25 protein-coding genes are annotated in these 23,548 nt (G+C 63.2%); 18 read left to right on the top strand and 7 right to left on the bottom strand.

Annotated elements, in window-relative coordinates; genetic code table 11:
* Positions 1 to 2 precede the first annotated feature (2 nt).
* The 8 genes from AC2FMM_RS14950 (at position 3) to AC2FMM_RS14985 (ending at position 7,032) form a co-directional block, all read left to right on the top strand.
* Positions 3 to 812, top strand: coding sequence for a glutamate racemase (locus AC2FMM_RS14950; RefSeq protein WP_496796983.1), 810 nt, complete (start codon positions 3 to 5; stop codon positions 810 to 812).
* A 95-nt stretch (positions 813 to 907) separates the two neighbouring features.
* Positions 908 to 1,936, top strand: coding sequence for an N-acetyl-gamma-glutamyl-phosphate reductase (gene argC, locus AC2FMM_RS14955; protein ID WP_496679879.1), 1,029 nt, complete (start codon positions 908 to 910; stop codon positions 1,934 to 1,936).
* A gap of 7 nt (positions 1,937 to 1,943) precedes the next feature.
* Positions 1,944 to 2,390 (top strand): cytochrome c maturation protein CcmE, encoded by a 447-nt coding sequence (ccmE, locus tag AC2FMM_RS14960; protein ID WP_496679880.1) that lies wholly within the window; start codon positions 1,944 to 1,946, stop codon positions 2,388 to 2,390.
* Between the two features lie 130 nt (positions 2,391 to 2,520).
* Positions 2,521 to 3,132 (top strand): holin-associated N-acetylmuramidase, encoded by a 612-nt coding sequence (locus AC2FMM_RS14965; RefSeq protein WP_496796984.1) that lies wholly within the window; start codon positions 2,521 to 2,523, stop codon positions 3,130 to 3,132.
* A complete protein-coding gene (locus AC2FMM_RS14970) occupies positions 3,123 to 3,698 on the top strand; it encodes a holin family protein (protein WP_496688301.1) in 576 nt (191 codons plus the stop codon). Before AC2FMM_RS14965 ends, AC2FMM_RS14970 begins: the two co-directional genes overlap by 10 nt.
* A gap of 74 nt (positions 3,699 to 3,772) precedes the next feature.
* Positions 3,773 to 5,737 (top strand): heme lyase CcmF/NrfE family subunit, encoded by a 1,965-nt coding sequence (locus AC2FMM_RS14975; RefSeq protein WP_496741261.1) that lies wholly within the window; start codon positions 3,773 to 3,775, stop codon positions 5,735 to 5,737.
* Complete coding sequence (locus AC2FMM_RS14980) at positions 5,734 to 6,183, top strand: cytochrome c-type biogenesis protein (RefSeq protein ID WP_496796985.1); 450 nt, start codon at positions 5,734 to 5,736, stop codon at positions 6,181 to 6,183. Before AC2FMM_RS14975 ends, AC2FMM_RS14980 begins: the two co-directional genes overlap by 4 nt.
* A 72-nt stretch (positions 6,184 to 6,255) precedes the next feature.
* Positions 6,256 to 7,032, top strand: a complete 777-nt coding sequence (locus AC2FMM_RS14985; protein WP_496679892.1) for an enoyl-CoA hydratase-related protein — start codon at positions 6,256 to 6,258, stop codon at positions 7,030 to 7,032.
* Between the two features lie 3 nt (positions 7,033 to 7,035).
* Here AC2FMM_RS14985 and bmt read toward each other — a convergent pair whose 3' ends face one another.
* Both bmt and AC2FMM_RS14995 read right to left on the bottom strand, forming a co-directional pair.
* Complete coding sequence (gene bmt / locus AC2FMM_RS14990; RefSeq protein WP_496679895.1) at positions 7,036 to 8,049, bottom strand: betaine--homocysteine S-methyltransferase; 1,014 nt, start codon at positions 8,047 to 8,049, stop codon at positions 7,036 to 7,038.
* A gap of 118 nt (positions 8,050 to 8,167) precedes the next feature.
* Complete coding sequence (locus tag AC2FMM_RS14995; protein WP_496679965.1) at positions 8,168 to 8,485, bottom strand: DUF1476 domain-containing protein; 318 nt, start codon at positions 8,483 to 8,485, stop codon at positions 8,168 to 8,170.
* Positions 8,486 to 8,673: 188 nt separating this feature from the next.
* Between AC2FMM_RS14995 and purC the strand changes: the two genes are divergently transcribed.
* From purC to AC2FMM_RS15025, 6 genes are all read left to right on the top strand, one after another.
* A complete protein-coding gene (gene purC / locus AC2FMM_RS15000; RefSeq protein ID WP_496679897.1) occupies positions 8,674 to 9,429 on the top strand; it encodes a phosphoribosylaminoimidazolesuccinocarboxamide synthase in 756 nt (251 codons plus the stop codon).
* A gap of 89 nt (positions 9,430 to 9,518) precedes the next feature.
* Entirely contained in the window at positions 9,519 to 9,749 is a 231-nt protein-coding gene (purS, locus tag AC2FMM_RS15005; RefSeq protein WP_149775174.1) for a phosphoribosylformylglycinamidine synthase subunit PurS, read from the top strand.
* Positions 9,750 to 9,782: 33 nt separating this feature from the next.
* Positions 9,783 to 10,451: a phosphoribosylformylglycinamidine synthase subunit PurQ gene (gene purQ, locus AC2FMM_RS15010; RefSeq protein ID WP_496711150.1), complete on the top strand. Its 669-nt coding sequence runs from the start codon at positions 9,783 to 9,785 to the stop codon at positions 10,449 to 10,451.
* Positions 10,452 to 10,487: 36 nt separating this feature from the next.
* A complete protein-coding gene (locus tag AC2FMM_RS15015) occupies positions 10,488 to 12,260 on the top strand; it encodes a sensor histidine kinase (RefSeq protein ID WP_496688310.1) in 1,773 nt (590 codons plus the stop codon).
* Between the two features lie 13 nt (positions 12,261 to 12,273).
* Complete coding sequence (locus tag AC2FMM_RS15020) at positions 12,274 to 13,608, top strand: sigma-54-dependent transcriptional regulator (RefSeq protein ID WP_093961984.1); 1,335 nt, start codon at positions 12,274 to 12,276, stop codon at positions 13,606 to 13,608.
* Positions 13,609 to 14,109: 501 nt separating this feature from the next.
* Positions 14,110 to 16,866, top strand: a complete 2,757-nt coding sequence (locus tag AC2FMM_RS15025) for an Rne/Rng family ribonuclease (RefSeq protein WP_496796986.1) — start codon at positions 14,110 to 14,112, stop codon at positions 16,864 to 16,866.
* A gap of 44 nt (positions 16,867 to 16,910) precedes the next feature.
* Here AC2FMM_RS15025 and AC2FMM_RS15030 read toward each other — a convergent pair whose 3' ends face one another.
* Positions 16,911 to 17,144: a sulfurtransferase TusA family protein gene (locus AC2FMM_RS15030; RefSeq protein ID WP_496679907.1), complete on the bottom strand. Its 234-nt coding sequence runs from the start codon at positions 17,142 to 17,144 to the stop codon at positions 16,911 to 16,913.
* Between the two features lie 105 nt (positions 17,145 to 17,249).
* On the opposite strand from AC2FMM_RS15030, the gene AC2FMM_RS15035 reads away from it, so the two are divergent.
* The 4 genes from AC2FMM_RS15035 to AC2FMM_RS15050 all read left to right on the top strand — a co-directional run bounded on the left by AC2FMM_RS15035 (position 17,250) and on the right by AC2FMM_RS15050 (position 21,595).
* Positions 17,250 to 18,002, top strand: coding sequence for a cytochrome c biogenesis CcdA family protein (locus tag AC2FMM_RS15035; protein WP_496796987.1), 753 nt, complete (start codon positions 17,250 to 17,252; stop codon positions 18,000 to 18,002).
* Between the two features lie 78 nt (positions 18,003 to 18,080).
* Positions 18,081 to 19,295, top strand: a complete 1,215-nt coding sequence (locus AC2FMM_RS15040) for a hypothetical protein (protein ID WP_496796988.1) — start codon at positions 18,081 to 18,083, stop codon at positions 19,293 to 19,295.
* Complete coding sequence (locus AC2FMM_RS15045; RefSeq protein WP_496796989.1) at positions 19,292 to 20,641, top strand: cytochrome P450; 1,350 nt, start codon at positions 19,292 to 19,294, stop codon at positions 20,639 to 20,641. Before AC2FMM_RS15040 ends, AC2FMM_RS15045 begins: the two co-directional genes overlap by 4 nt.
* A 72-nt stretch (positions 20,642 to 20,713) precedes the next feature.
* Positions 20,714 to 21,595 carry a fructose bisphosphate aldolase gene (locus AC2FMM_RS15050; RefSeq protein ID WP_496741247.1) on the top strand — a complete coding sequence of 294 codons (882 nt, stop codon included), beginning with the start codon at positions 20,714 to 20,716 and terminating at the stop codon, positions 21,593 to 21,595.
* Here the strand turns inward: AC2FMM_RS15050 and AC2FMM_RS15055 are convergent.
* The 4 genes from AC2FMM_RS15055 to AC2FMM_RS15070 form a co-directional block, all read right to left on the bottom strand.
* Positions 21,577 to 22,200 carry a DNA-3-methyladenine glycosylase I gene (locus AC2FMM_RS15055; RefSeq protein WP_496796990.1) on the bottom strand — a complete coding sequence of 208 codons (624 nt, stop codon included), beginning with the start codon at positions 22,198 to 22,200 and terminating at the stop codon, positions 21,577 to 21,579. The two genes, AC2FMM_RS15050 and AC2FMM_RS15055, sit on opposite strands and share 19 nt — an antisense overlap.
* 51 nt (positions 22,201 to 22,251) lie before the next feature.
* Positions 22,252 to 22,482, bottom strand: a complete 231-nt coding sequence (locus AC2FMM_RS15060; RefSeq protein WP_496679917.1) for a ribbon-helix-helix domain-containing protein — start codon at positions 22,480 to 22,482, stop codon at positions 22,252 to 22,254.
* Positions 22,479 to 22,655, bottom strand: a complete 177-nt coding sequence (locus AC2FMM_RS15065) for a DUF4169 family protein (RefSeq protein WP_496679919.1) — start codon at positions 22,653 to 22,655, stop codon at positions 22,479 to 22,481. The genes AC2FMM_RS15060 and AC2FMM_RS15065 overlap by 4 nt, the downstream gene beginning before the upstream one ends.
* On the bottom strand, positions 22,655 to 23,548 hold an 894-nt coding region (locus tag AC2FMM_RS15070; RefSeq protein ID WP_496796991.1), incomplete at its 5' end, for a class II fumarate hydratase. The genes AC2FMM_RS15070 and AC2FMM_RS15065, both read right to left, overlap by 1 nt.

Consider the following 23,548-nt stretch of genomic DNA (forward strand, 5'->3'; position numbering starts at 1 on the left):
AAATGGCAGTAGGCATCTTTGATTCCGGATTGGGCGGGCTGACCGTCCTGAACGCCGCGCAGACACGTCTGCCGGAGGTGGATTTCCTATATTACGCAGACAGCGCGCACGCGCCTTATGGCGTGCGCGACGCCGAGGATATCTACAACCTGACCCGAAACGCGGTGCAGGACCTGTGGTCGCGCGGCTGCGATCTGGTGATTCTGGCCTGCAACACGGCAAGCGCCGCGGCGCTGCGGCGGATGCAGGAAGAGGGCGTGCCCCAGGGCAAGCGCGTTCTGGGTGTGTTCGTCCCGCTGATCGAAGCACTGACCGAGCGCCAGTGGGGCGACAACAGCCCCCCGCGCGAAGTGGCGGTCAAGCACGTGGCCCTGTTTGCCACGCCGGCGACCGTGGCCAGCCGTGCGTTCCAGCGCGAACTAGCGTTCCGCGCCATCGGCGTGGATGTCGAGGCGCAGGCCTGCGGTGGCGTGGTCGATGCCATCGAAGAAGGCGACATGATCTTGGCCGAGGCCCTGGTGCGCAGCCATGTGGACGCGCTGAAGCGCAAGATGCCGCATCCGCAGGCGGCGATTCTGGGCTGCACGCACTACCCGCTGATGGCCGAGGCCTTCCAGGTGGCCTTGGGGCCGGACGTGCAGGTGTTCAGCCAGGGTGACCTGGTTGCCGAAAGCCTTGCCGACTATCTGAAGCGGCACCCCGGCATGCTGGGCACCGGTGAGGCCGGGTTCCTGACCACGGGCGATCCCAAGAAGGTCAGCGACCGGGCAACGCAGTTTCTGCGACGACAAATCACCTTTCAGGCCGCCTGACTTCGGTCAAGGACCGGGCCGGCGCGCGGATTTATTCGGGGGAACCGTCCATGCGATGGTTGCCAGTCGTGACACATTAAGGAACGAGGTCTGACATGACCCACAAAATCGCAATCCTGGGCGCTTCGGGCTATACCGGTGCCGAACTGGTGCGGCTGATCGCCGAACACCCGAACATGGAAATCACCGCTCTGGCGGCCGAGCGCAAGGCCGGGCAGACCATGGCCGAGGTGTTTCCGCATCTGCGCCATCTGGACCTGCCGCGCCTGTGCAAGATCTCGGAAATAGACTTTGGCCAGATCGACCTGTGCTTTTGCGCGCTGCCGCACAAGACCAGCCAGGAAGTGATCCGCGAGTTGCCCTCTGACCTGAAAGTCGTTGATTTGTCGGCGGATTTCCGGCTGAGCGATCCGGCGGAATACGAGAAATGGTATGGCAACCCGCATGTCGCGTTGGAACAGCAGGCCGAGGCTGTCTACGGCCTGACAGAGTTCTACCGCGACGAGATCCGCACCGCCCGGCTGGTTGCAGGCACCGGGTGCAACGCGGCGACGGGGCAATATGTGCTGCGGCCGCTGATCTCGGCCGGGGTGATCGATTTGGATGACATCATTCTTGATCTGAAATGCGCTGTCTCAGGGGCAGGGCGGGCGTTGAAAGAGAACATTCTGCACGCCGAGCTGAGCGAAGGCACCAACGCCTATGCCGTCGGCGGGACCCACAGGCATCTGGGCGAGTTCGATCAGGAGTTCTCGAAGCTGGCCGGCCGTGCGGTTCACATCCAGTTTACGCCGCACCTGATCCCCGCGAACCGGGGCATTCTGGCGACCTCGTATGTAAAGGGCGACCCGCAGAGCGTATATGAAACGCTGTGTGCGACTTATGCGGACGAGCCCTTCATCCACATGCTGCCTTTTGGCGAGACGCCTTCGACCCACCATGTGCGCGGGTCGAACTTCTGTCACATAGGCGTCGTTGCTGACAGGATCGAACGCCGTGCCATCGTGATCGCGGCGCTGGATAACCTGACAAAAGGTAGCAGTGGGCAGGCCTTGCAGAACGCAAACCTGATGTTAGGTGAACCTGAAACGACGGGGCTGATGATGGCCCCACTGTTCCCATGAGGGCGAGATGAAGACGCTGAAGAAACGTCGTCGTGTACAGATCATTCTGTTGGCTTTCGTCGCCTTGGCCCTGGCGACGGGCCTGATCGGTTATGCAATGCGAGACGGGATCAACTATTTCCGCTCGCCCAGCCAGGTGATCGCCGAACCGCCGGCGCCGAACGAGGTGTTCCGCATCGGCGGGCTGGTCGAAGAAGGGTCAATCGTGCGCGGGCAGGGCGAGACGGTGCGCTTTGTCGTGACCGATGGCGGTGAAAGCGTTCCGGTGTCGTTCACCGGAGTGCTGCCTGACCTGTTTTCCGAGGGCCAGGGCATGGTCGGCACCGGCAGCTATGTCGACGGCGTTTTCCAGGCTACCGAAATCCTCGCGAAACACGACGAGACTTACATGCCCAAAGAGGTCATGGACGCCCTGAAAGAGCAGGGTGTATACAAGGAGGCCGGCGAGAGCTGATCCTGGCACTGCCGCACGGTGGTTGATCGAGGCGGGCGTTGCGCGGTAGGGCCGGGCAACGCCCGCTGTCGCTTCAAGGCATTAAATCTTTTGGCCGAGTTTTGGCTGCACGAGAACACAGAGGTGCAGCATGCAGACGGTTCGGCAGATCGCGTGGGAGATCGTGGCCCGCGAAGGTGGGTTCGTCGATGACCCGGATGACCCGGGCGGGGCCACGAAATACGGCGTCACCATCCACACGATGCGCCGCCTTGGGGTCGACCTGACGGATGATGGCGTGGTTGACCGGCGCGACGTGATGGCGCTGAGCCGGGAACAGGCGGTCGAGATATTCATCGGGCATTTTTTCCGGAAACCCCGGCTTGGGCTTGCCCCCGAGGCGCTGCAGCCGTCGCTGTTCGACATGTATGTCAACGCTGGGGCCCAGTCCGTACGCATTCTGCAGCGCCTGCTGGTGCAGATGGGGTTCGCGGTGATCGTTGACGGGGTGATGGGGCTACAGACCGCCGCGGCTTGCGCGCAGGCCGCCGTACCCGATCCGATGGCGCTGCGCGATGCCTACGGGGTGGCGCGGCGGAACTATTATTTCCGTTTGGCCGACCGGCGACCGGCCTCGCGCAAATATGTGCGTAGCCGGACCGGCGGCAAGGGCGGATGGATCCGTCGGGCCGAGGCGTTTCTGTCTCCGTCCTACCATCTGAGTGAATCGGAGTTTCACGAAAGGGTCGCAGTATGGGGTTGATTGCGGGAATTTTCGATCTGCTGTTCGGGGGCGGACGCAACGTGGTGCGCGAAACAGCCGAAGTTTTCCGAGAAAATGCCGAGGCCGGCGCCGTGCGCGACGTCGAGATGCGCGGGCAGGCCATGAGCCAGTTCGGCGCCGAATTTGCGGTGCCGCGCAAAGGCGGATTCGACCGGTTCATGGACGGGCTGAACCGGCTTCCACGCCCGGCGCTGGCCCTGGGCACGCTAGGGCTGTTCGTGGCGGCGATGGTCGATCCGCTGTGGTTTGCGGCGCGGATGCAGGGCATCGCGCTGGTGCCCGAGCCGCTGTGGTGGCTGCTGGGCGTGATCGTTTCCTTCTATTTCGGGGCGCGGCATCAGGCCAAGGTGCAGGATCTGCAACGCGATATCTCGGTCACGATGATGCGCGCGCCGCAGGTGATGGCCAACCTTCAGACGCTGCGCCAGATGCGGGCGGACAGCCCCGGCGCAGCCGACCCGGGCACGGATGCGGAACTGACGGCCCAACTGACCGCCCCGGACCCCAACCCGGCGCTGGACGACTGGCGGCGTCTGCGGGCCTGAGGCGCGACACTATGTGCGCGTAAGGGCGGCGAAAGTGATTGGCGCTCGGCACGGGGCGAGGGTATACCGGGCGCATGATTACCGAGCTTGGACATTTCGCCCTTATACTCGCCTTTCTGGTGGCCATTGCGCAAAGTGTCGTGCCGTTGATCGGCGCGGCAAAGCGGTGGCCTTCGTGGATGTTTTTCGCCGAACCGGCCGCGGTGTCGCAATTTCTGCTGACCGGGTTCGCCTTCGGCGCGTTGGTCTGGGCCTTCGCGACGTCGGACTTTTCATTGCGGATCGTGGTCGAGAACAGCCATTCGGCCAAACCGATGCTGTACAAACTCAGCGGCACTTGGGGCAACCATGAGGGCTCGATGCTGTTGTGGGTGCTGATCGTTGCGATCTTTGGCGCCATGGCGGCCTTTTTCGGCGGCGGCCTGCCGCCTACGCTGAAGGCGCGGGTGTTGGCGGTGCAGGGGGCCATCGGCGTGGCATTCTATGCCTTCATCCTGTTCACTTCGAACCCGTTCGACCGGCTGCCCGTGGCCCCGTTTGACGGGCGCGACCTGAACCCGCTGCTGCAGGATCCGGGGTTGGCCTTCCATCCGCCATTCCTGTACTTGGGCTATGTGGGGCTAAGCATGGCGTTCAGCTTTGCGGTCGCGGCCCTGATCGAGGGGCGCATCGACGCCGCGTGGGGCCGTTGGGTGCGGCCGTGGACGCTGGCGGCGTGGATCTTCCTGACCATTGGCATCGCGCTGGGGTCCTGGTGGGCCTATTACGAGCTGGGTTGGGGTGGTTTCTGGTTCTGGGACCCGGTCGAGAATGCCTCGTTCATGCCTTGGCTGCTGGCCGCCGCGCTGCTGCATTCGGCTATCGTGGTCGAAAAGCGCGAGGCGCTGAAAAGCTGGACCATCCTGCTGGCCATCATCGCCTTTGGTTTCTCGCTTATCGGAACCTTCATCGTGCGCTCGGGCCTTCTAACGTCGGTCCATGCCTTCGCCAATGACCCCGAGCGCGGGGTGTTCATCCTCTTGATCCTTGTGGTCTTCGTCGGCGGCGCGCTGACCTTGTTCGCCGCGCGGGCGCAGGCGATGGAGGCCAAAGGGGTGTTCGGCATGGTCAGCCGCGAAAGCGCGCTGGTGCTGAACAACATCCTGCTGGCCGTCAGCAGCTTTGTCGTGTTCGTTGGCACCATGTGGCCGATGCTGGCCGAGATGATGTTCGACCGGAAACTGTCGGTGGGGCCGCCGTTCTTTGACGCCGCGTTCACGCCGTTCATGGTGGTATTGGGGATCGTGCTGCCCCTGGGCGCTATGCTGCCGTGGAAGCGGGGCAAGCTGGGCCGGGTTGCGTGGCAGTTGCGCTATGCCTTCGTTCTGGCTGTGTCGCTGGCGATCCTCGTCTGGGTGGTACAGACGGGGCGCAGCGCGCTGGGGCCTGTGGGGCTGTTCCTGGGCGCCTGGATCACCTTTGGCGCCATCGTCGACCTGTGGAGCCGAACGGGCCGCAAGGGCAGCGTGGCGCGCCTGATGCGTCTGCCGGGGGCAGATTGGGGCAAGGCTGTGGCCCACACCGGGCTGGGCATCACGATGTTCGCCATCGCCGGCCTGACCGCTTGGGAGGTCGAAGACATCCGCGTCGCCCGTGTGGGCGAGACATTCGAGGTCGGAGGGTTTGCCTTCACCCTGCAGGGGGTGCGCGAGGTCGAGGGCCCGAACTATTTTTCGACCATGGCGGATGTCCTCGTGGAAAAAGATGGCCGAACCGTCGCAACCCTGAACCCCGAAAAACGCACTTATCCGGTGGCGGCGATGCCCACCACTGAAGCGGCGATCGACTACCGCTTTCTGCGTGACGTCTATGTTGTGATCGGCGACCAGCAGGATGACGGCGGCTGGGTCATTCGGACGTATATCAAGCCTCTGGCAAATTGGATCTGGGGGGGCTGCATCCTGATGGCCTTGGGTGGGCTGCTCAGCCTGTCCGACCGCCGGTTCCGCGTGGCGGCGGGGGCGCGCAAAAACATGCCCGCAGGAGTTGCAGCGGAATGAAACGCCTGATCCTTGTTCTGATGTTGCTGGCCTCGCCCGTGCTGGCGGTGCAGCCGGACGAAGTGCTGGACGACCCGGTTCTGGAACAGCGCGCGCGTGAGATCAGCGCCGGGCTGCGGTGTCTGGTCTGCCGCAACGAAAGCATCGACGAAAGCAACGCCGACCTGGCGCGCGACCTGCGCCTGCTGGTTCGGGAACGGTTGGTGGCCGGCGATACGGACGAAGAGGCGGTTGACTTCATCGTGGACCGCTATGGCGAATATGTTCTGCTCAAGCCCAAGACCACGGGGGTGAACCTGCTGCTGTGGCTGGCCGGGCCGATCATGTTTCTGATCGCGGCAATCATGGGCTGGAGTTTCCTGCGCGCCCGCAGCGCCGCAACGGCCGAAACCGACGCTCTGAGCGAGGAAGAGCAGGAGCGGCTGCGCCGTATTCTGGAAGACTGACGCGTGGTTTGACTTTCCCTTGCCGGGCAATTGCGTCAGGGTTCGGGAAAATCTGTGCCAGGTGAGGACTTCATGGAATACGAAACGGTGCTTTTGAACATCACGGACGGTCTGGCGGTGCTGACGCTGAACCGGCCCGACAAGATGAACGCGCTGACAACCCAGATGCGGGCCGAGATCACCCACGCGATGAAACAGGCCGCCCATGACGCGCGGGCCGTGGTCGTGACCGGGGCGGGGCAGGCCTTTTGTTCCGGCCAGGATCTGGGCGATGCCTCGAGCACCGGCAAGATCGACCTGGAAGGCACGCTGCGGGACGAATACGAGCCGATGCTGAAGGCAATCTGGGATTGCCCGGTCCCGACGATCGCCGCCGTCAACGGTCCGGCTGCCGGGGCCGGGGCCAACCTGGCGCTGTGTGCCGATGTGACGATCGCGACCGAAAGCGCTTATTTTCTGCAGGCATTCGCCAAGATCGGCCTGTTGCCCGATGCCGGCGGTACCTGGTTCATGCCGCGCCAGATGGGGATGGCCAAAGCGATGGGGGCGGCACTGTTCGCTGACAAGATCAGCGCCCGTCAGGCCGATGACTGGGGCCTGATCTACGAAGCCGTGGCAGATGACGCATTCGAGGCCCATTGGCGCAAGCGCGCCGAGTATCTGGCCAAGGGTCCGACCGCAGGTTTCGGCGCGATCAAGAAGGCGATCCGCGGCACGTGGGAAAATTCGCTGGAACAGCAGCTGCAGGTCGAGGCCCATCTGCAGGGCGAATGCGGGCGCACACGGGACTTTGCCGAAGGCGTGGTGGCTTTTTTGGAAAAACGCGTCCCCCGGTTCGAGGGACGCTGACCTTCAGGCCCGGCGGCGCCGGCGTGTGCGCCGTTCGGGCGTAGCCTCGTCGCCGGTTCCGTCACTGGCGGACGAGAACGGTCCCAGCGCATCGGTGATCTGGTCCAGTGTCGGACGCGCGCCGCCTGGCGTGGTGTCCAGCGCCTTGCGCATTTCGCGCAGGTGTTCGGGCATGGTCCCGCAGCAGCCGCCAATGATGGTAGCCCCGGCATCGCGCGCCATTGCGGCGTAACGGCCCATCAGCTCGGGTGTGCCGTCATAGTGGATGTGGCCATCGACATATTTCGGAATGCCCGCATTGCCCTTGGAGATCAGGGGGCGTTCGGTTCCCTGAGCAACAAAACCCAAAACCGTGCGTAGAATGTCTGAAGCGCCGGTTCCGCAGTTTGCGCCAAAGGCGATCGGGGGGTTGGGCAAGGTTTCGACCAGCTGCGCCAGATCGGCCGAGGTGACGCCCATCATGGTGCGCCCGGCGGTGTCAAAGCTCATGGTGCCACACCAAGGCATGTCGGCCAGGGCAAAGGCCTCGGCCGCGGCGCGGAATTCCTCGGGGGCGCTGATGGTCTCCAGCCACAGCACGTCGACGCCGCCGGCTTTCAACGCCTCGGCCTGTTCATGGAACATCTCAACCGCCTCGGCATGGGTCAGGCTGCCCACTGGTTCCAGGATTTCGCCGGTCGGGCCGACCGATCCTGCAACCACGACCGGACGCCCGGCGGAATCCGCCACCTCGCGCGCCAGTTCGGCGCCGATGCGGTTCAGCTCGGCCACGCGGGTATGCGCATCATGCAATTTCAGACGTGCAGCGGTTCCGCCGAATGTATTGGTCAGGAACAGGTCACTGCCTGCATCCACCGAGCCCTGATACAGGGCGCGGATCTTGTCGGGCTGGTCGGTGTTCCACAGCTCGGGCGCGTCACCCGATTGCAGCCCCATGTTGAACAGGTTCGTTCCGGTGGCGCCGTCAGCAAGAATGGCGTCCTTCGTTTCCAGCAGTCTGGTCAGCGCATTGGTCATTGGAGATGTCCGGAGTTGTGGCCCCGAGGGCCAAAAATTTAGACGCCCCGTGTCGCATGACCGGGACGTCAAATCAAATTCATAATACTCATGAAGATCATGAGGTGGACGGCGTGCCTCAGTTGGCTTCGCTCATCACCTGAGCTTTTGCCACTGGCAGCAGTTCCGCCATCTTGGCGCGGATTTCCTCGGGGCTGGACAGATCGCCCAGATCGGCGGCGACTTTGCGCACCACGTCTTCGTGGCCGGCTTCTTCGAAATCGGCGATTACTACGGATTTTGCGTACTCGGCGGCCTCATCGCCACTTTTGCCCAGTTTTTCAGCAGCCCACAGGCCCAGCAACTTGTTGCAACGGGCTTGCGCCTTGAACTGCATTTCTTCGTCATGGGCGAATTTTGCTTCAAAGGCGTTTTCGCGGTCGTCGAACGTAGTCATCGGTGTCGGGCCTCTTCGGGTAGTGTTGCGTTTGATGATGATATGACCATACGCGCGGTCGGGTGCAAGGTATTTGCGCTGCATCAAAGCCTCTCGGATGCATGAACTTGCGGGAAAGGGGGGCTTGCACTATGAGAGCGCCAGAGCGCAGGGACTCATTCCCTCGCCCCACGCTGGAAAGGTCGCACATGGCGCGTCGCAAGAAGATTTACGAAGGCAAGGCCAAAATCCTGTATGAAGGCCCCGAACCGGGCACGATCGTGCAGTATTTCAAGGATGATGCCACCGCGTTCAACGCCGAAAAGAAGGACGTGATCGACGGCAAAGGGGTCCTGAACAACCGCCTGAGCGAATTCTTCATGTCCGGCCTGAACCAGATCGGCGTGCCGACCCACTTTATCCGCCGCCTGAACATGCGCGAACAACTGGTGCGCAGCTGCGAGATCATCCCGCTGGAGGTGATCGTCCGCAACTATGCCGCCGGGTCGTTGTCGAAAAGGCTGGGTATTGCCGAGGGCACGCAGCTGCCGCGTCCGATCGTCGAGTATTGCTACAAGGACGATTCGCTGGGTGATCCGCTGGTGACCGAGGAACACATCGCCGCCTTTGGCTGGGCCAGCCAGCAGGACATGGACGACATTCTCAGCCTGGCGCTGCGGGTGAACGACTTCATGAGCGGCGTGATGCTGGCCGTGGGTATCCGACTGGTCGACTTCAAAATCGAGATCGGTCGTGTCTACGAGGGTGACTTCCAGCGCCTGATCGTCGCGGATGAGATCAGCCCCGACAGCTGCCGCCTGTGGGACATCGAGACAGGGCAAAAGCTGGACAAGGACGTTTTCCGCCGCGATCTGGGCAGCCTGACCGACGCCTATTCAGAAGTTGCGCGGCGGCTGGGCGTTCTGCCCAAAAGCAACGTGACAAAACCCACGCTGATCAACTGACGCCGCGGCCCAACCAGGGGCAGCGGCAACAAGGATTTGGAAATGGCGAGGCCACACGGTTTCGCAAGTGAACCAGAGGACGACCTGAGATGAAGGCACGAGTGCACGTTATGCTGAAGAACGGGGTTCTGGACCCGCAGGGCGAGGCCGTGCGCCATGCCCTGGGCGCCCTGGGGTTCGACAAGGTCGAAGGCGTGCGTCAGGGCAAGGTGATCGACCTTGAACTGGCCGAGGGCGCAACCGAGGCCGACGTGGCCGAGATGTGCGAAAAGCTGTTGGCCAACACGGTCATCGAACGTTACGAGATCGAACTGGTCTGAGTTTCCCAGCCGTTTCCCCAAGGAGGGTTTGCCATGCGCGCTGCCGTTGTCGTGTTTCCCGGGTCCAACTGTGACCGGGATCTTGCCGTTGCCTTCGAACAGGTCGGGTTTCAGGTCGACATGGTCTGGCACAAGGATGCCCAACTGCCGCAGGGCGTGGACATCGTGGGCGTTCCGGGCGGTTTTTCCTATGGCGACTACCTGCGCTGCGGCGCGATCGCCGCGCAATCGCCGATCTGCAAGGCCGTGGTCGAACATACCGAACGCGGCGGCTATGCCGTCGGCATCTGCAACGGGTTCCAGATTCTGACCGAGACCGGCATTCTGCCAGGCGCGCTGCTGCGAAATGCCGGGTTGAAATACATCTGCCGCACCGTGGAGTTGAAGGTCGAGACCGCCGACAGCGCCTTTACCCAGGGCTATGACGCCGGCGACGTGATCCGCATTCCGATCGCGCATCACGACGGCAACTATTTTGCCGATGACGACACCATCAGCCGCCTGCGAGACGAGGACCGAATCGCGTTTACCTATGTCGACAACCCGAACGGCTCGCGCGGGAATATTGCCGGCGTCCTGTCGCACAACCGGCGCGTGCTGGGTATGATGCCCCATCCCGAGCGCGCGGCGGATCCTGCGCATGGCGGCACCGACGGGGTGGCGCTCTTCCGCGCATTGTCGGGGGTGCTGACGCCTGCGTGACTTGAGGTCAGGTGCATCGGCGCGTAGCCTCGGCTCATGACATCCGACGCGCAAAAAGGCTGGAAATCGATCTTCGGCAGCGTCGCCCCGCTGGGGTGGCGGTTGCGGCTTGCGGTATTCGGCCTGTTGCTGGCCGCGGCCGCGACCGTGTGGGTCACCAACAGCCTGCTGACCGACCGGTTCACCGAATCCACCCGCAATCGGGCTGAACTGCGGCTGACGCTGTATTCCGGCAACCTGCTGAGCGAGCTGCGCCGCAACGCCATTGTGCCGCAGTTGCTGGCGCGGGATCCGACTTTGATCTCGGCCTTGCAGTCGGGCGATTTCTCGTTGTCGACGCAACGCCTGCTGTCCTTTGTCGAGGAAATCGGCGCGGCGTCGCTGATGCTGTTGGACCGCGACGGCCGGGCGGTCGCCGCGACCGACCGCAACCGGTTGGGCGAAGGGCACCGCAGCGCGGCCTATTTCGTGGAGGCGATCCGGTCCAATTCAACGATTTTCTCGGTCATCCCGCGTGAGGCCGGGGGCTATCACTTCGTTTATTCGCGGCGGCTTGAAGCCGGCGCCGAGATTCTGGGCGTGATCGTCGTCGAGGTGGACCTGCAGAAATTCGAAAGCGCGTGGGCCGGGATTTCGGATGCCGTGATGGTGACCGACAGCACTGGCACGATCATCTTGTCGACCGAACCTCAGTGGCGTGGGTTGAACGAGCAGGAGGCGCTGTTGCGGCAGCACCCGCAGGGGGCCATCGAGCGCGCCATACGGGCCACCGCCGACTGGACGGCACTGCCGCCCGACGCCTACCTGCAGGGCGAAGCGGTCATGCGAATGGAGACGCGGATTCCGTTCCGCGGCTGGAAGATGACCTCGTTCACGACCTATTCCTCGATCCGCGAAAAAGTGAACAGCGTTCTGGCGCTCGAGATCATGGGCTTTGCGATTCTGCTGGCGCTGGCCTTCTATGCGCTTAGCCGCAGGGCGACTTTTCGCATGGCGCTGTTCCAGCGCGAGTCGGCGGAGCTTCGCGCATTGAATGCCCGCCTGCAGCGCGAAATCGCCGAGCGGGAACGGGTTGAAAAGACGCTGGAAGTGGCGGAACAGACGCTGGCGCAAAGCTCGAAGCTGGCCGCTTTGGGCGAGATGTCGGCGGCGGTGAGTCACGAGCTGAACCAGCCGCTGGCGGCGATGAAGACCTATTTGGCGGGCGCACGGCTGCTGCTGCGCCGCAACCGCCCAGAAGAGGCGTTGGCCAGCTTTGGCCGCATCGACGGTCTGATCGAGCGGATGGGCGCGATCACGCGGCAGCTCAAGTCTTACGCTCGCAAAGGGGCGGATGCGTTTTCGCCCGTGAATCTTGGCGAGGCGCTGGCTTCGTCGCTCTCGATGATGGAGCCGCAACTGCGTCAGCGCCACGTCAAGATCAGCCAGATCCTGCCTGAAGAGCCGGTGATCGTGATGGGCGATCGGATGCGGCTGGAGCAGGTCATGGTGAACCTCTTGCGCAATGCGCTGGACGCCACCAAATCAGTGGTGGAGCCCGAGGTGGAGATCATACTGGCCGCGGGCGAAACCGCCGTTCTGGCGGTACGCGACAACGGCCATGGGATCGAGAATATCGAGAACCTGTTCGAACCCTTCTACACCACGAAACGCGCCGGTGACGGGGTCGGCTTGGGGCTTGCCATCTCGTCGGGTATCGTGAACGACCATGGCGGACGACTGACCGCGCGCAACGGCCAGAACGGCGGCGCGGTGTTCGAGATGCAACTGCCCATCTTGGGGCAAGACGGCCTGGAGGCCGCAGAATGACGAGGATCTAGCTATGGCACAGGCCATGAAGATTGCCATCGTGGATGACGAACAGGACATGCGCCAGTCGATCAGCCAGTGGTTAGCGCTGTCCGGGTACGACACCGAGACCTTCGCCAGCGCCGAAGATGCGTTGAAGGTTCTGGGGCCGGATTATCCGGGGATCGTGATCTCGGACATCAAGATGCCCGGCATGGATGGCATTCAGCTGTTGAAAAAGCTGATGGGCGCCGACAGCACCTTGCCGGTGATCATGATTACCGGGCACGGGGATGTGCCGATGGCCGTCGAGGCGATGCGGGTGGGGGCGTTCGACTTTCTGGAAAAGCCGTTCAACCCCGATCGGATGTCGGAACTGGCCAAACGCGCCAGTAACGCGCGACGGCTGACGCTGGACAACCGGGCGCTGCGGCGCGAGCTGTCGGGCGGCACCCAGATCATGAACAAGCTGATCGGCGCCAGCCCGGTGATGGAGCGCCTGCGCGAGGATATTCTGGACCTGGGCCAGGCCGACGGGCATGTGCTGATCGACGGCGAAACCGGCACCGGCAAGACCCTCGTGGCGCACGCGCTGCATGCAGTGGGAAGCCGGGCGGGCAAGAAATTCGTTCTGGTCTCCTGTGCCGCGCTCGAGGAAGAGGCGCTGGCCAAGCGGCTGTTCGGACCCATGATGCCCGAGGACACGCAACTGCCCGCCATCGAGGAAGCCCGGGGCGGCACTCTGGTGCTGGAGGATATAGAGGCGCTGAGCGACACGCTGCAGGCGCGGTTGCTGAGCGTGATGAACGAGCAGGGAACACCGGCCGAAACCCGGATCGTTGCGATCTCGAACCTGCAGGAAGCGGGCAAGACCAGCGAGGACGTGCTGCGGCCCGATCTGTTCTATCGTCTGGCGGCGCTGCGGATCACCATGCCGCCACTGCGGCAGCGGGGCGAGGATATCCTGACCCTGTTCACCCGGCTGAGCGAGCAGTTTGCCGAAGAATACGGTTGTGAGGCGCCGCAAGTCAGCGCCCAGGAGGCCGCGCAGCTGTTGCAGGCCCCATGGCCGGGCAACGTGCGCCAGTTGATCAACATCGCCGAACGCGCGGTTCTGCAGTCGCGGCGCGGTTCGGGCACCATCGCGTCGCTGTTGATGTCCGATCATGAAGAGATGCAGCCGGTAATGACCACCGAGGGCAAGCCGCTGAAGGAATACGTTGAGGCGTTCGAACGGATGCTGATCGACAACACCATGCGGCGGCACAAGGGGTCGATCGCCTCGGTGATGGAGGAATTGTGCCTGCCGCGCCGGACGCTGAACGAGAAGATGGCCAAATACGGGCTGCAACGGGCAGATTATTTGTGAGGGAGGGGCCAGCCCCCTCTTGGCCTTTCTGGCCAATTCTCCCCCGGGATATTTGCGGCCAGATGAAGATCAGGCGACAATTGAACATGGGCCGTGCAGTTTGCCCATTGTGTTTTCCACAGGACTGCTTTTAATGTGTCAGGACGGACCCGGCCCGAATTGGGGCTGACGTGTCCCGGATCATTGAGTTTCGCTGCTTGGCCGCGGATGGTGACCCATCTCTCCGGGTGAAGCATGCAGATTGTGCCCAGCAATGGGCAGTAGAGCACCTGAGCCCTTTCATCGGGCAAAAGGAATAATGGGCAGGCAGCGGCATGGTCGCGCCTGTCGGAGAAGAACCGCGATGACGCGCGCGCAACGATTGAGTGTACGAGCAGGGTGGCGAGTTGCCGATCCCTGCCGCGCGCCGTCCGAAATCGCCCAGACAAGACACCACCCCAGATGCGCCTGTCCGCCTGGACAGGTCAGGACAGCGCGTTTGGTGCGGTGCATCAAGGACACATGGCAAAGAAAATGCTTATCGATGCCACCCACGCGGAAGAGACCCGCGTCGTGGTGGTGGACGGAAACAAGGTCGAGGAATTTGATTTTGAGTCCGAGAACAAACGCCAGCTTGCCGGCAATATCTATCTAGCAAAAGTCACGCGCGTCGAGCCTTCGCTGCAGGCGGCCTTCGTGGATTATGGCGGAAACCGCCACGGATTCTTGGCGTTTTCCGAGATCCACCCGGATTACTACCAGATCCCGGTCGCCGACCGCGAAGCGCTGATGGAAGAGGAACGGGCCTATGTCGAGGCGCTGAAGGCGCGTGACGAGGCGGATGAAAGCGGTCCGAAGAAACGCCGTTCGCGGTCGCGGTCCAAGGCGGCGTCGGCCAAGTCGGATGACCCGGTGGAAACCCTTGAGGTTTCCAGCGAGCCGACCGGCATGGAAACCATCGACCTCGACGTGGATGGGAGCATTGCGGACCTGCCTGTGCCCGAGGGCACCTCGCCGATGGAGACGGTGGCAGAGACGCCCGTTGAGGAGCCGGATGAACCGGCGATGGATGAACCCGTCGCGGTTGGTGACACAGAAGCCGAGACCGACGCGCCTGCGAGTCAGGTGGAAGCTGACGATGTTGAGAACGGCGCGGATGACGAAGCGCCCGCCAAGCCTGACGCAGCCGCCAAGGACGAGTCGATCGAGTCGGTGGCCGATGACGACGACAGCGAGGATATACGGCCGCCGCGCAAGCCGCGTCCGCGTCGCTACAAGATCCAGGAAGTCATCAAGGTGCGCCAGATCCTGCTGGTGCAGGTCGTCAAGGAAGAGCGCGGCAACAAGGGCGCGGCGCTGACGACATATCTATCGCTGGCGGGCCGCTACTGCGTGCTGATGCCCAACACCGCGCGTGGCGGCGGCATCAGCCGCAAGATCACCAACGCCGCGGATCGCAAGAAGCTGAAGGAGATCGCGTCGGAGATCGACGTGCCCAGCGGCGCGGGCCTGATCATCCGGACCGCGGGTGCCAAACGCACCAAATCCGAGATCAAGCGCGACTATGAGTACCTGCAGCGGTTGTGGGAGCAAATCCGCGAGCTGACACTCAAGTCGATCGCGCCGGCGAAGATCTACGAGGAAGGGGACCTGATAAAGCGGTCGATCCGGGATCTGTACAACCGGGAGATCGACGAGGTTCTGGTCGAGGGCGAGGCCGGGTACCGCATTGCCAAGGACTTCATGAAGATGATCATGCCGTCGCACGCCAAAAACGTGAAACGGTACGAGGACCAGTTGCCGCTGTTCGCGCGTTATCAGGTGGAAAGCTACCTGAGTTCGATGTTCAACCCGACGGTACAGTTGAAGTCGGGCGGCTATATCGTGATCGGCGTGACCGAGGCGCTGGTGGCCATCGACGTGAACTCGGGCCGGGCCACCAAGGAAGGCTCGATCGAGGAAACCGCGCTCAAGACCAACCTCGAGGCCGCCGAGGAAGTGGCACGCCAGCTGCGCCTTCGCGATCTGGCCGGTCTGATCGTCATCGATTTCATCGACATGGACGAGCGCAAGAACAACCTGGCCGTCGAGAAACGCCTGAAGGACAAGTTGAAGACGGACCGTGCGCGGATCCAGGTGGGGCGGATTTCGGGCTTTGGTCTGCTTGAGATGAGCCGACAGCGCCTGCGCCCCGGCATGCTCGAGGCAACCACGCAGCCTTGCCCGTCGTGCCACGGCACCGGGCTGATCCGCTCGGACGACAACATGGCGCTGGCCATCCTGCGCCAGATCGAGGAAGAAGGCACCCGCCGCCGCTCGCGCGAGGTTCTGGTGCGCTGCCCGGTCAGCATCGCCAACTATCTGATGAACCAGAAACGCGAGCACATCGCCCAGATTGAGTCCCGCTATGGCTTGTCGGTCCGGGTCGAGGGCGACGTTCATCTGGTCAGCCCCGATTTCTCGATGGAGAAGTTCAAGACCGCGACCCGGGCGGTGCCCGAGGTCTCGGCGCCGGTGGTTTCGGCCTCGGCGTCGTTGATGGATCTGGTCGACTCCGAGGAGGAGGCCGTGGACGATGCCGACGCTCAGGAGACATCCGAGGAGGAGGCAAAGCCAAAGCGCAAGCGTCGTCGTCGGCGTCGCAAGAAGAACGGCGGAAATGCCGAGCAGCCCGAGGGCGCCCAGGCCGAGAACAAATCCGACACCGTGACGGAAGATTCTGCGGCGGAAGAGTCGGAGGACGCCGTTACCGCCTCTGAGGACGGTGCAGGGGACGAGACTGCCGAGACGGAACAAGCAGCCGAGGTGGAGAAGGCCGAGGAGGAAAAATCCGCCAAGCCGAAACGGCGCCGGGCACCGCGGCGGAAGAAGACCGCCGAGGCCGAGGTAGCAGCCACTGAGCCGACTGATGAGAGTGAAGCCGGAGAGAATGCTCCGGCGGCGCAGGAGGCTCTGTCCGAACCGGCTGTAACCGATGAGGGGGCGTCAAACGAGACGCCGACTGCTGAGGTTCAGCACGAGACCGATACCGCAGTAGCGGAGGCACCGAGTGAGCCGGTCGTTTCGGAGGAAAGCCAGGTTGAGGCTGTCGAAACCGTCGCCCTGTCGCCCGCCGAAGCGGATGCATCACCTGCGGACCAAGGCGTTGACGCGACCGAAACACCCGCTGAGCCCGCAGAGGAGGCGCACAGCGGCGCGGTCCTTGAAGTGGCTACGGAACAACCCGCGCCCGCCCCGGCCAAGCCCAAAAAACGCGGGTGGTGGTCGCTGGGAAGCTGAACGAAAAGGCGGGCCAATCGGCCCGCCATTTTTTTCTTAGGGCATCACGCGTTTTTTCGGATCAGATAGACTTGGTGATCGGGCATGTCCTGTCGCCCAACAAGTTCGTGACCGGATTCCGCGCAGAAATGCGGAACATCGACGACGGCAGCCGGATCATCGGCCAGCAGGCGCAGAATAGACCCCGCCGGCATGGATTTCAGCCTTTTGCGGGCTTTCAGAACGGGCAGGGGACACAAAAGGCCCAGCGCGTCAAGGGTTTCGGCTTCATGAGTCATGTGCCTCAGATATTTGCCGCGAAGCGCTCTGTCCAGCATGCAGCCACGAGGATGTGACCGAATGGCCCCGTGACGCGGCCGTTCGGATACCCTATCTGCAGTGTTATGTTCGGAATCGATATCATCGACGCGGGGCTGCTGCCCGCCATGTTCATCGCGCTGGTCGGCGGGTTGATCAGCTTTCTGTCGCCCTGCGTGTTGCCGATCGTGCCGCCCTATCTGGCCTATATGAGCGGCGTGACCATCCACGAGATGCAGGATCAGGCGCAGGCCCGGCGCAAGGCGACCCTGTCTGCGCTGTTCTTCGTGCTGGGGTTGTCGACGGTGTTCCTGCTGCTAGGCTTCACGGCCTCGGCCTTTGGCGCCTTCGTGCTGCAGAACCAGGAGCTGTTCGCTAAGGCCTCGGGTCTGGTGGTGATCGTTTTCGGCCTGCATTTCCTGAACGTGTTCCGCATTCCGATCCTGGACCGTGAGGCGCGGGTCGAGACCGGGAACGCAGGCGGATCGGTCTTCGGAGCTTACATCCTGGGGCTGGCCTTCGCATTCGGCTGGACCCCGTGCATCGGTCCCCAGCTGGGCGCGATCCTGTCGCTGGCCGCGTCCGAGGCCTCGGTAGCGCGGGGTACGCTGCTGCTGGGCGTCTACGCCGCAGGCCTGGGCATTCCGTTCCTGCTGGCGGCGATGTTCCTGAACCGGTCGATGTCGGTGATGAACAAGCTGAAGCCGCATATGGGCACGATCGAAAAGGTCATGGGTGGCCTGTTGCTGGTGGTCGGCATCATGCTGGTAACGGGCCTGTTCAGCCAGTTCAGTTGGTGGCTGCTGGAAACATTCCCGGCGCTGGCCACTCTGGGCTGACGCGGCGCCCGGCCGCGATGATCGGGCCTTACCTTGGCCACACCGCTGCGCTAACCTGCCTGCAACAAGGGCAAAGGCATGAGCAGTCAGGTTCCGCAATCTGGGGTACAACGACGCCGGGTGTTCTATATCCCCGGCTATGATCCGATCCATCCCCGCCGCTATCGCGAACTCTATCGGAAAGAGGGGCGCACGCAATCAGGGATTTCCGGGTATCAGTTGGAGGTCTCGGCCAAGACGGGCGATGGCCCCTATGGCTGGCATGTCCGGTTGGTGCAGGACGGGGCCGAGGTGCAGACGGAGGTCGAGGTTCTGGTCTGGTCCGACATCGTACGCGACAGCATGGACAGCTCGATCCCGGCGACCTATTGGCAATTGCTGCGCACGGCGTGGGTCTACATTGCGACCGGCACGCTGTGGCGGCTGATGGGCTTGCGCAAGGGCCCGGTGATCGCTGCGCTGTATCCAGTGGGGATGTTGCTGGTGCAACTGGCGGCGGCAGTGGCGCTGGGATGGGGCCTCGTGGCGCTACTGTTCCCGTGGGTCGGGGTTTTGGCGCTTCTGCCAGCGCTGGCGCTTTTGGTGGTGGTCCTGCGCTGGTTTCGCAAGATCGACAACCGTCTGTTCGCCTATTACCTAATGCACGACTATGCCTATTCGGCGCGGCTGCGCGGGGAAACGCCGCCTGAGTTGCAGGCCCGGTTGGACGAATTCCGTGCCACTATCGCGGCGGCTCTGCATTCGCCGGTCGATGAGGTTCTGGTGGTAGGCCACAGTTCCGGCGCGCATCTGGGGGTCTCGGTTCTGGCCGACCTGCTGCGGCGGGGCGATGTGCCGCCGGATGGCCCCATCCTGTCCTTCCTGACATTGGGGCAGGTGGTGCCTATGGTGTCATTCCTGCCGCGGGCCGATCGGTTGCGGGCCGACCTGCAGCTGCTGTCGCAGACCGAGCAGTTGACATGGATCGATGTCTCGGCGCCCGGGGATGGCTGCGCGTTTGCCTTGTGTGATCCGGTTGCGGTCAGCGGCGTTGCCGGGCCCGGCAAACGCTGGCCGCTGGTTCTGTCAGCCGCTTTCACGCAAACCCTGTCGCCCGAACGCTGGGGAGCTTTGCGCTGGCGGTTCTTCCGTCTGCATTTCCAGTATCTTTGCGCGTTCGACCGGCCGGGCGACTATGATTATTTCCGCATCACCGCCGGGCCGCAGACATTGGGCGCGCGGTTCGCCGAGCGTGCCCCGTCGAAGTCGCGGATCGAGCGGGCGGTGTCCAAATACCGAACGGTGCGCGCATGACCCCGCCCAAGCCGCCCGTCAGACCTGACAAGGTATCGCTGTGGCAATACCTGCGTCTGTTCCGGCGTGACATCCTGTCGGCCCAGCCGCAACGCCTGTACCGCGCCTGGATGGCCGAGTTCCGGACCCCATTCTTCCGGTCCTATCTGATCAACCAGCCCGAACTGATCGACCGGGTTCTGAAACACCGCCCCCAGGATTTCCCGAAATCCGGCCGGATCAGCGAAGGCCTGCGACCCTTGTTAGGCCAATCGGTATTCCTGACCAATGGTGCGACCTGGGAGCGCCAGCGCCGCATCATCGACCCGGCCTTCGAGGGCGGACGGCTGAAACAGACCTTTCCCGCGATGCTGGCCTCGGCCGAGGCTTGCGCCGAACGCCTGCGCGACAAGACAGGCGTACCGGTCGAGATCGAGGAAGTCACCAGCCATGCCGCCGCCGATGTGATCTTTCGGACCCTGTTCTCAGTGCCGATCGAGCACGAGATCGCCGCACAGGTGTTCGAGAAATTCCGCGCCTATCAGCGGCAGCAACCGCTGCTGAACCTTGCGGCTTTCGTGCCGCTGCCCGACTGGGTGCCCCGGTTCCACGCGCGCAAGACCCGCCGTGCGGCGGCCGAAATCCGCACCTTGATCGCCCGCCTGACCCGCGAGCGGGCCGCGCAGATCGCCTCCGGCACTGCGCCCGACGATCTGGCCACCAAGATCATGACCACGCCCGACCCCCTAACCGGACAGTGTTTCAACACCGACGAGATGATCGACCAGGTCGCCATTTTCTTTCTGGCCGGGCACGAAACCAGCGCTTCGGCCTTGGCGTGGGCGCTGTACCTGATGGCCGCCTATCCCGACTGGCAGGAACGCGTGGCCGAGGAAGCTGGCGCGCAGGACAAAATCAGCTTTGCCAGCATGTCCATACTGCGCATCAGCCGCGATGTGTTCCGCGAGGCGCTGCGGCTCTATCCCCCGGTGCCGATGATGGTGCGCGAGGCCACATGCCCCGAACGCTTCCGCGACCGCGACGTGCCCAAGGGCGCGCAGATCGTACTCAGCCCATGGCATCTGCACCGCCATGAGCGGCTGTGGGAAGACCCCGACGGCTTTGACCCGGCCCGCTGGGCGACCGAAAACGGCAAAGCCTGCCAGCGTGCGGCGTTCATCCCGTTTTCGGCCGGGCCGCGCGTCTGCACCGGGGCGGGGTTTGCGATGGTTGAGGGGCCGTTGATCCTGTCGATCCTGCTGCGCCGGTACCGGTTCGAACCTGTTGAGGGCCGCACCCCGGTACCGGCGGCGCATCTGACGGTCCGGTCGCGCGACGGAATCTGGCTGCGCGTGGTTGAGCGCTAACAAACTATCATCGCCCCGCGCCATGCTGTATGCGATTGGAAAGGCGGAATCATTACTGAACGGGAAAGTGTTATGTCCAAGGCTGAACAGCGCGAACAGATGATCAACGGTGCGGGCTTCATCGCGGCTCTGGATCAGAGCGGCGGCTCGACGCCCAAGGCGCTGGCGCTGTACGGGGTGCAGCCGTCCGACTATGGCTCGGACGAGGAAATGTTTGCCGAGATCCAGAAGATGCGCGCCCGGATCATACTGGCCGATGACTTTACCCGCGACAAGGTGATCGGCGCGATCCTGTTCGAACGCACGCTGGGCGAGGAAATCGAGGGCCGCAAGGTGGCCGATTACCTGTGGTCGATCAAAGGCATCGTGCCGTTCCTCAAGATTGACAAAGGGCTGGAGGACACCGCCAACGGTGTACAGCTGATGAAGCCCATCCCGGGTCTGGCCGAGACGCTGGCCAAGGCCGAAGGCGTGTTCGGCACCAAGGAACGTTCGGTCATCCACGAGGCCAATGCCGAGGGCATCGCCGCCGTGGTGAAACAGCAATTCGACGTGGCCCGCGAGGTGATCGCCGCCGGCATGGTTCCGATCATCGAGCCCGAGGTGAACATCAAGTCGGACACCAAGGCCGAAGCCGAAGAGATCCTGCAAGCCGAAATCCTCAAGAACCTCGACGAGTTGGGCGAGGGGCAGGACGTCATGCTGAAGCTGACACTGCCCAGCAAGGCCAATCTGTATGACGAGGCCGCCGATCATCCGCGTGTTCTGCGGGTGGTGGCGCTGTCGGGCGGTTATTCGACCGACGAGGCCTGTGACCTGCTGGCGCAGAACGGCAAGATGATCGCCTCTTTCTCGCGTGCGCTGACCGAGGGGCTGTCGAAACAGCAGTCGGATGCCGAGTTCAACGCGGCCCTGGGCAGCAATATCGACAAGATCTACCGCGCCTCGGTCTGAGGTAAGACCGGTTTGGTGAATGAGCGGCGCATCTGCGCCGCTTTTTCGCGCATGGCGCAGCCGCTGGCGTGGTCATTCACCAGCCCCATTGCCTGCATGAAGGCAAACACCGTGGTGGGGCCAACAAATTTCCACCCGCGCTTTTTCAGATCCTTGGACATGGCGACCGACTCGGGCGAAGTCGACGCCGTCTGCGGCGCAAGAGGGGTCTCGGGCTCGAACCTCCAGACATAGGCCGCCAGTGAGCCGGTTTCGGCCACCAGCTCCTGCGCGCGGCGGGCGTTGTTGATCACCGCCTCGATCTTGCCGCGATGGCGGATGATGCCGGCATCTTGCAGCAGGCGCTCGACGTCCGCTTCAGAAAAATCGGCCATCACGTTGAAATCAAATCCGGAAAAGGCTTTGCGGAAGTTTTCGCGCTTGGCCAAAATGGTGCGCCAGCTGAGGCCGGACTGAAAGCTTTCAAGGCAGAGCTTCTCGAACAGGCGCTGGTCGTCATCCACCGGATAGCCCCATTCTTTGTCGTGATAGTCGAAAAACTCCGGCGCGGCTTGACACCAGCCGCATCGCAGTTGTCCATCCGGCCCGGTCACGAGTTCGCGCATCGAATGTACCCTTTTTGTTCACAATCAGCCTAGACACCGACGGGGATCAGATCAAGGGGTGCGATCGGATGACCGGTACCAGTTTAGAACAAAGACACGAATGGCCGACGCCAGGCCGGTCTCGGGGTCGCGCGCCACATCAATTTCCGAGGCCAAAACATTGATCGGCATACCTTTTGCTTTGGCGATGTCTCGGAACGCCTGCCAGAACTCATCCTCGAGCGAAACCGAAGTGCGATGCCCCTTGAGGGTCAGCGAGCGTTTGACGGGCGGGCCGCTCATTCATCCAGCTCGTGATTTTCCAGATCTCGGCGAGCTTTGTCCGTACGGGCCTTGTCCAGCTGCTTTTCCGCTTTACTGCGCCCGAACGCCGCCGCGTTCCGGTCGGCGCGGGCCTTTTTCTCGGCCCGCGCCTTTTCCTTACGATACCGGTTCAGATTGACCGGCTTGCCCATCAGTCCTTGGGCCCGATCATCTGCTCGGGGCGCACGACGGCGTCGAAGGTCGCCTCGTCGACGAAGCCCAGCTTGATGGCCTCTTCCTTCAGCGTGGTGCCGTTCTTGTGGGCGGTTTTGGCGACCGTGGTGGCGTTGTCATAGCCGATGGTGGGGGCCAAGGCGGTCACCAGCATCAGCGATTCCTTCATCAGCTTGTCGATGCGCGCCTCGTTGGCCTTTATGCCCAGCAGCATGCGCTCGGTGAAGCTGTCGGTCGCGTCGCCCAGCAGCTGGATCGACTGCAGCAGGTTGTAGGCCATCATCGGGTTGTAGACGTTCAGCTCGAAATGGCCCTGGCTGCCGGCGAACTTGATCGCGGCGTCGTTGCCCATGACGTGGGCCGCGACCTGGGTCAGCGCCTCGGCTTGGGTCGGGTTGACCTTGCCCGGCATGATCGACGAACCGGGCTCGTTTTCCGGCAGGATCAGTTCGCCCAGACCCGAGCGCGGCCCCGAGCCAAGGAAGCGGATGTCGTTGGCGATCTTGTAGCAGCTGCCCGCGACCGTGGCCAAAGTACCCGACAGGAATACCATCGCATCATGGGCGGCCAACGCCTCGAACTTGTTGGGCGCGGTGACGAAGGGCAGGCCGGTGATTTCGGCCATGTTGGCCGCAACGGCCTCGGCCCAGCCTTTCTGGGTGTTCAGCCCGGTGCCGACGGCGGTGCCGCCCTGCGCCAGCTCGTAGATGCCGGGCATGGCGGCGTTCACACGGGCGATGCCCTGACGGATCTGGTGGGCATAGCCGCTGAATTCCTGGCCCAGGGTTAGCGGGGTCGCGTCCTGGGTATGGGTGCGGCCGATCTTGATGATATCCTTGAATTCTGCCGACTTCTGCTCTAGCCCGGCGGC

The sequence above is a fragment of the Ruegeria sp. BHSC043 genome, assembly GCF_059612985.1.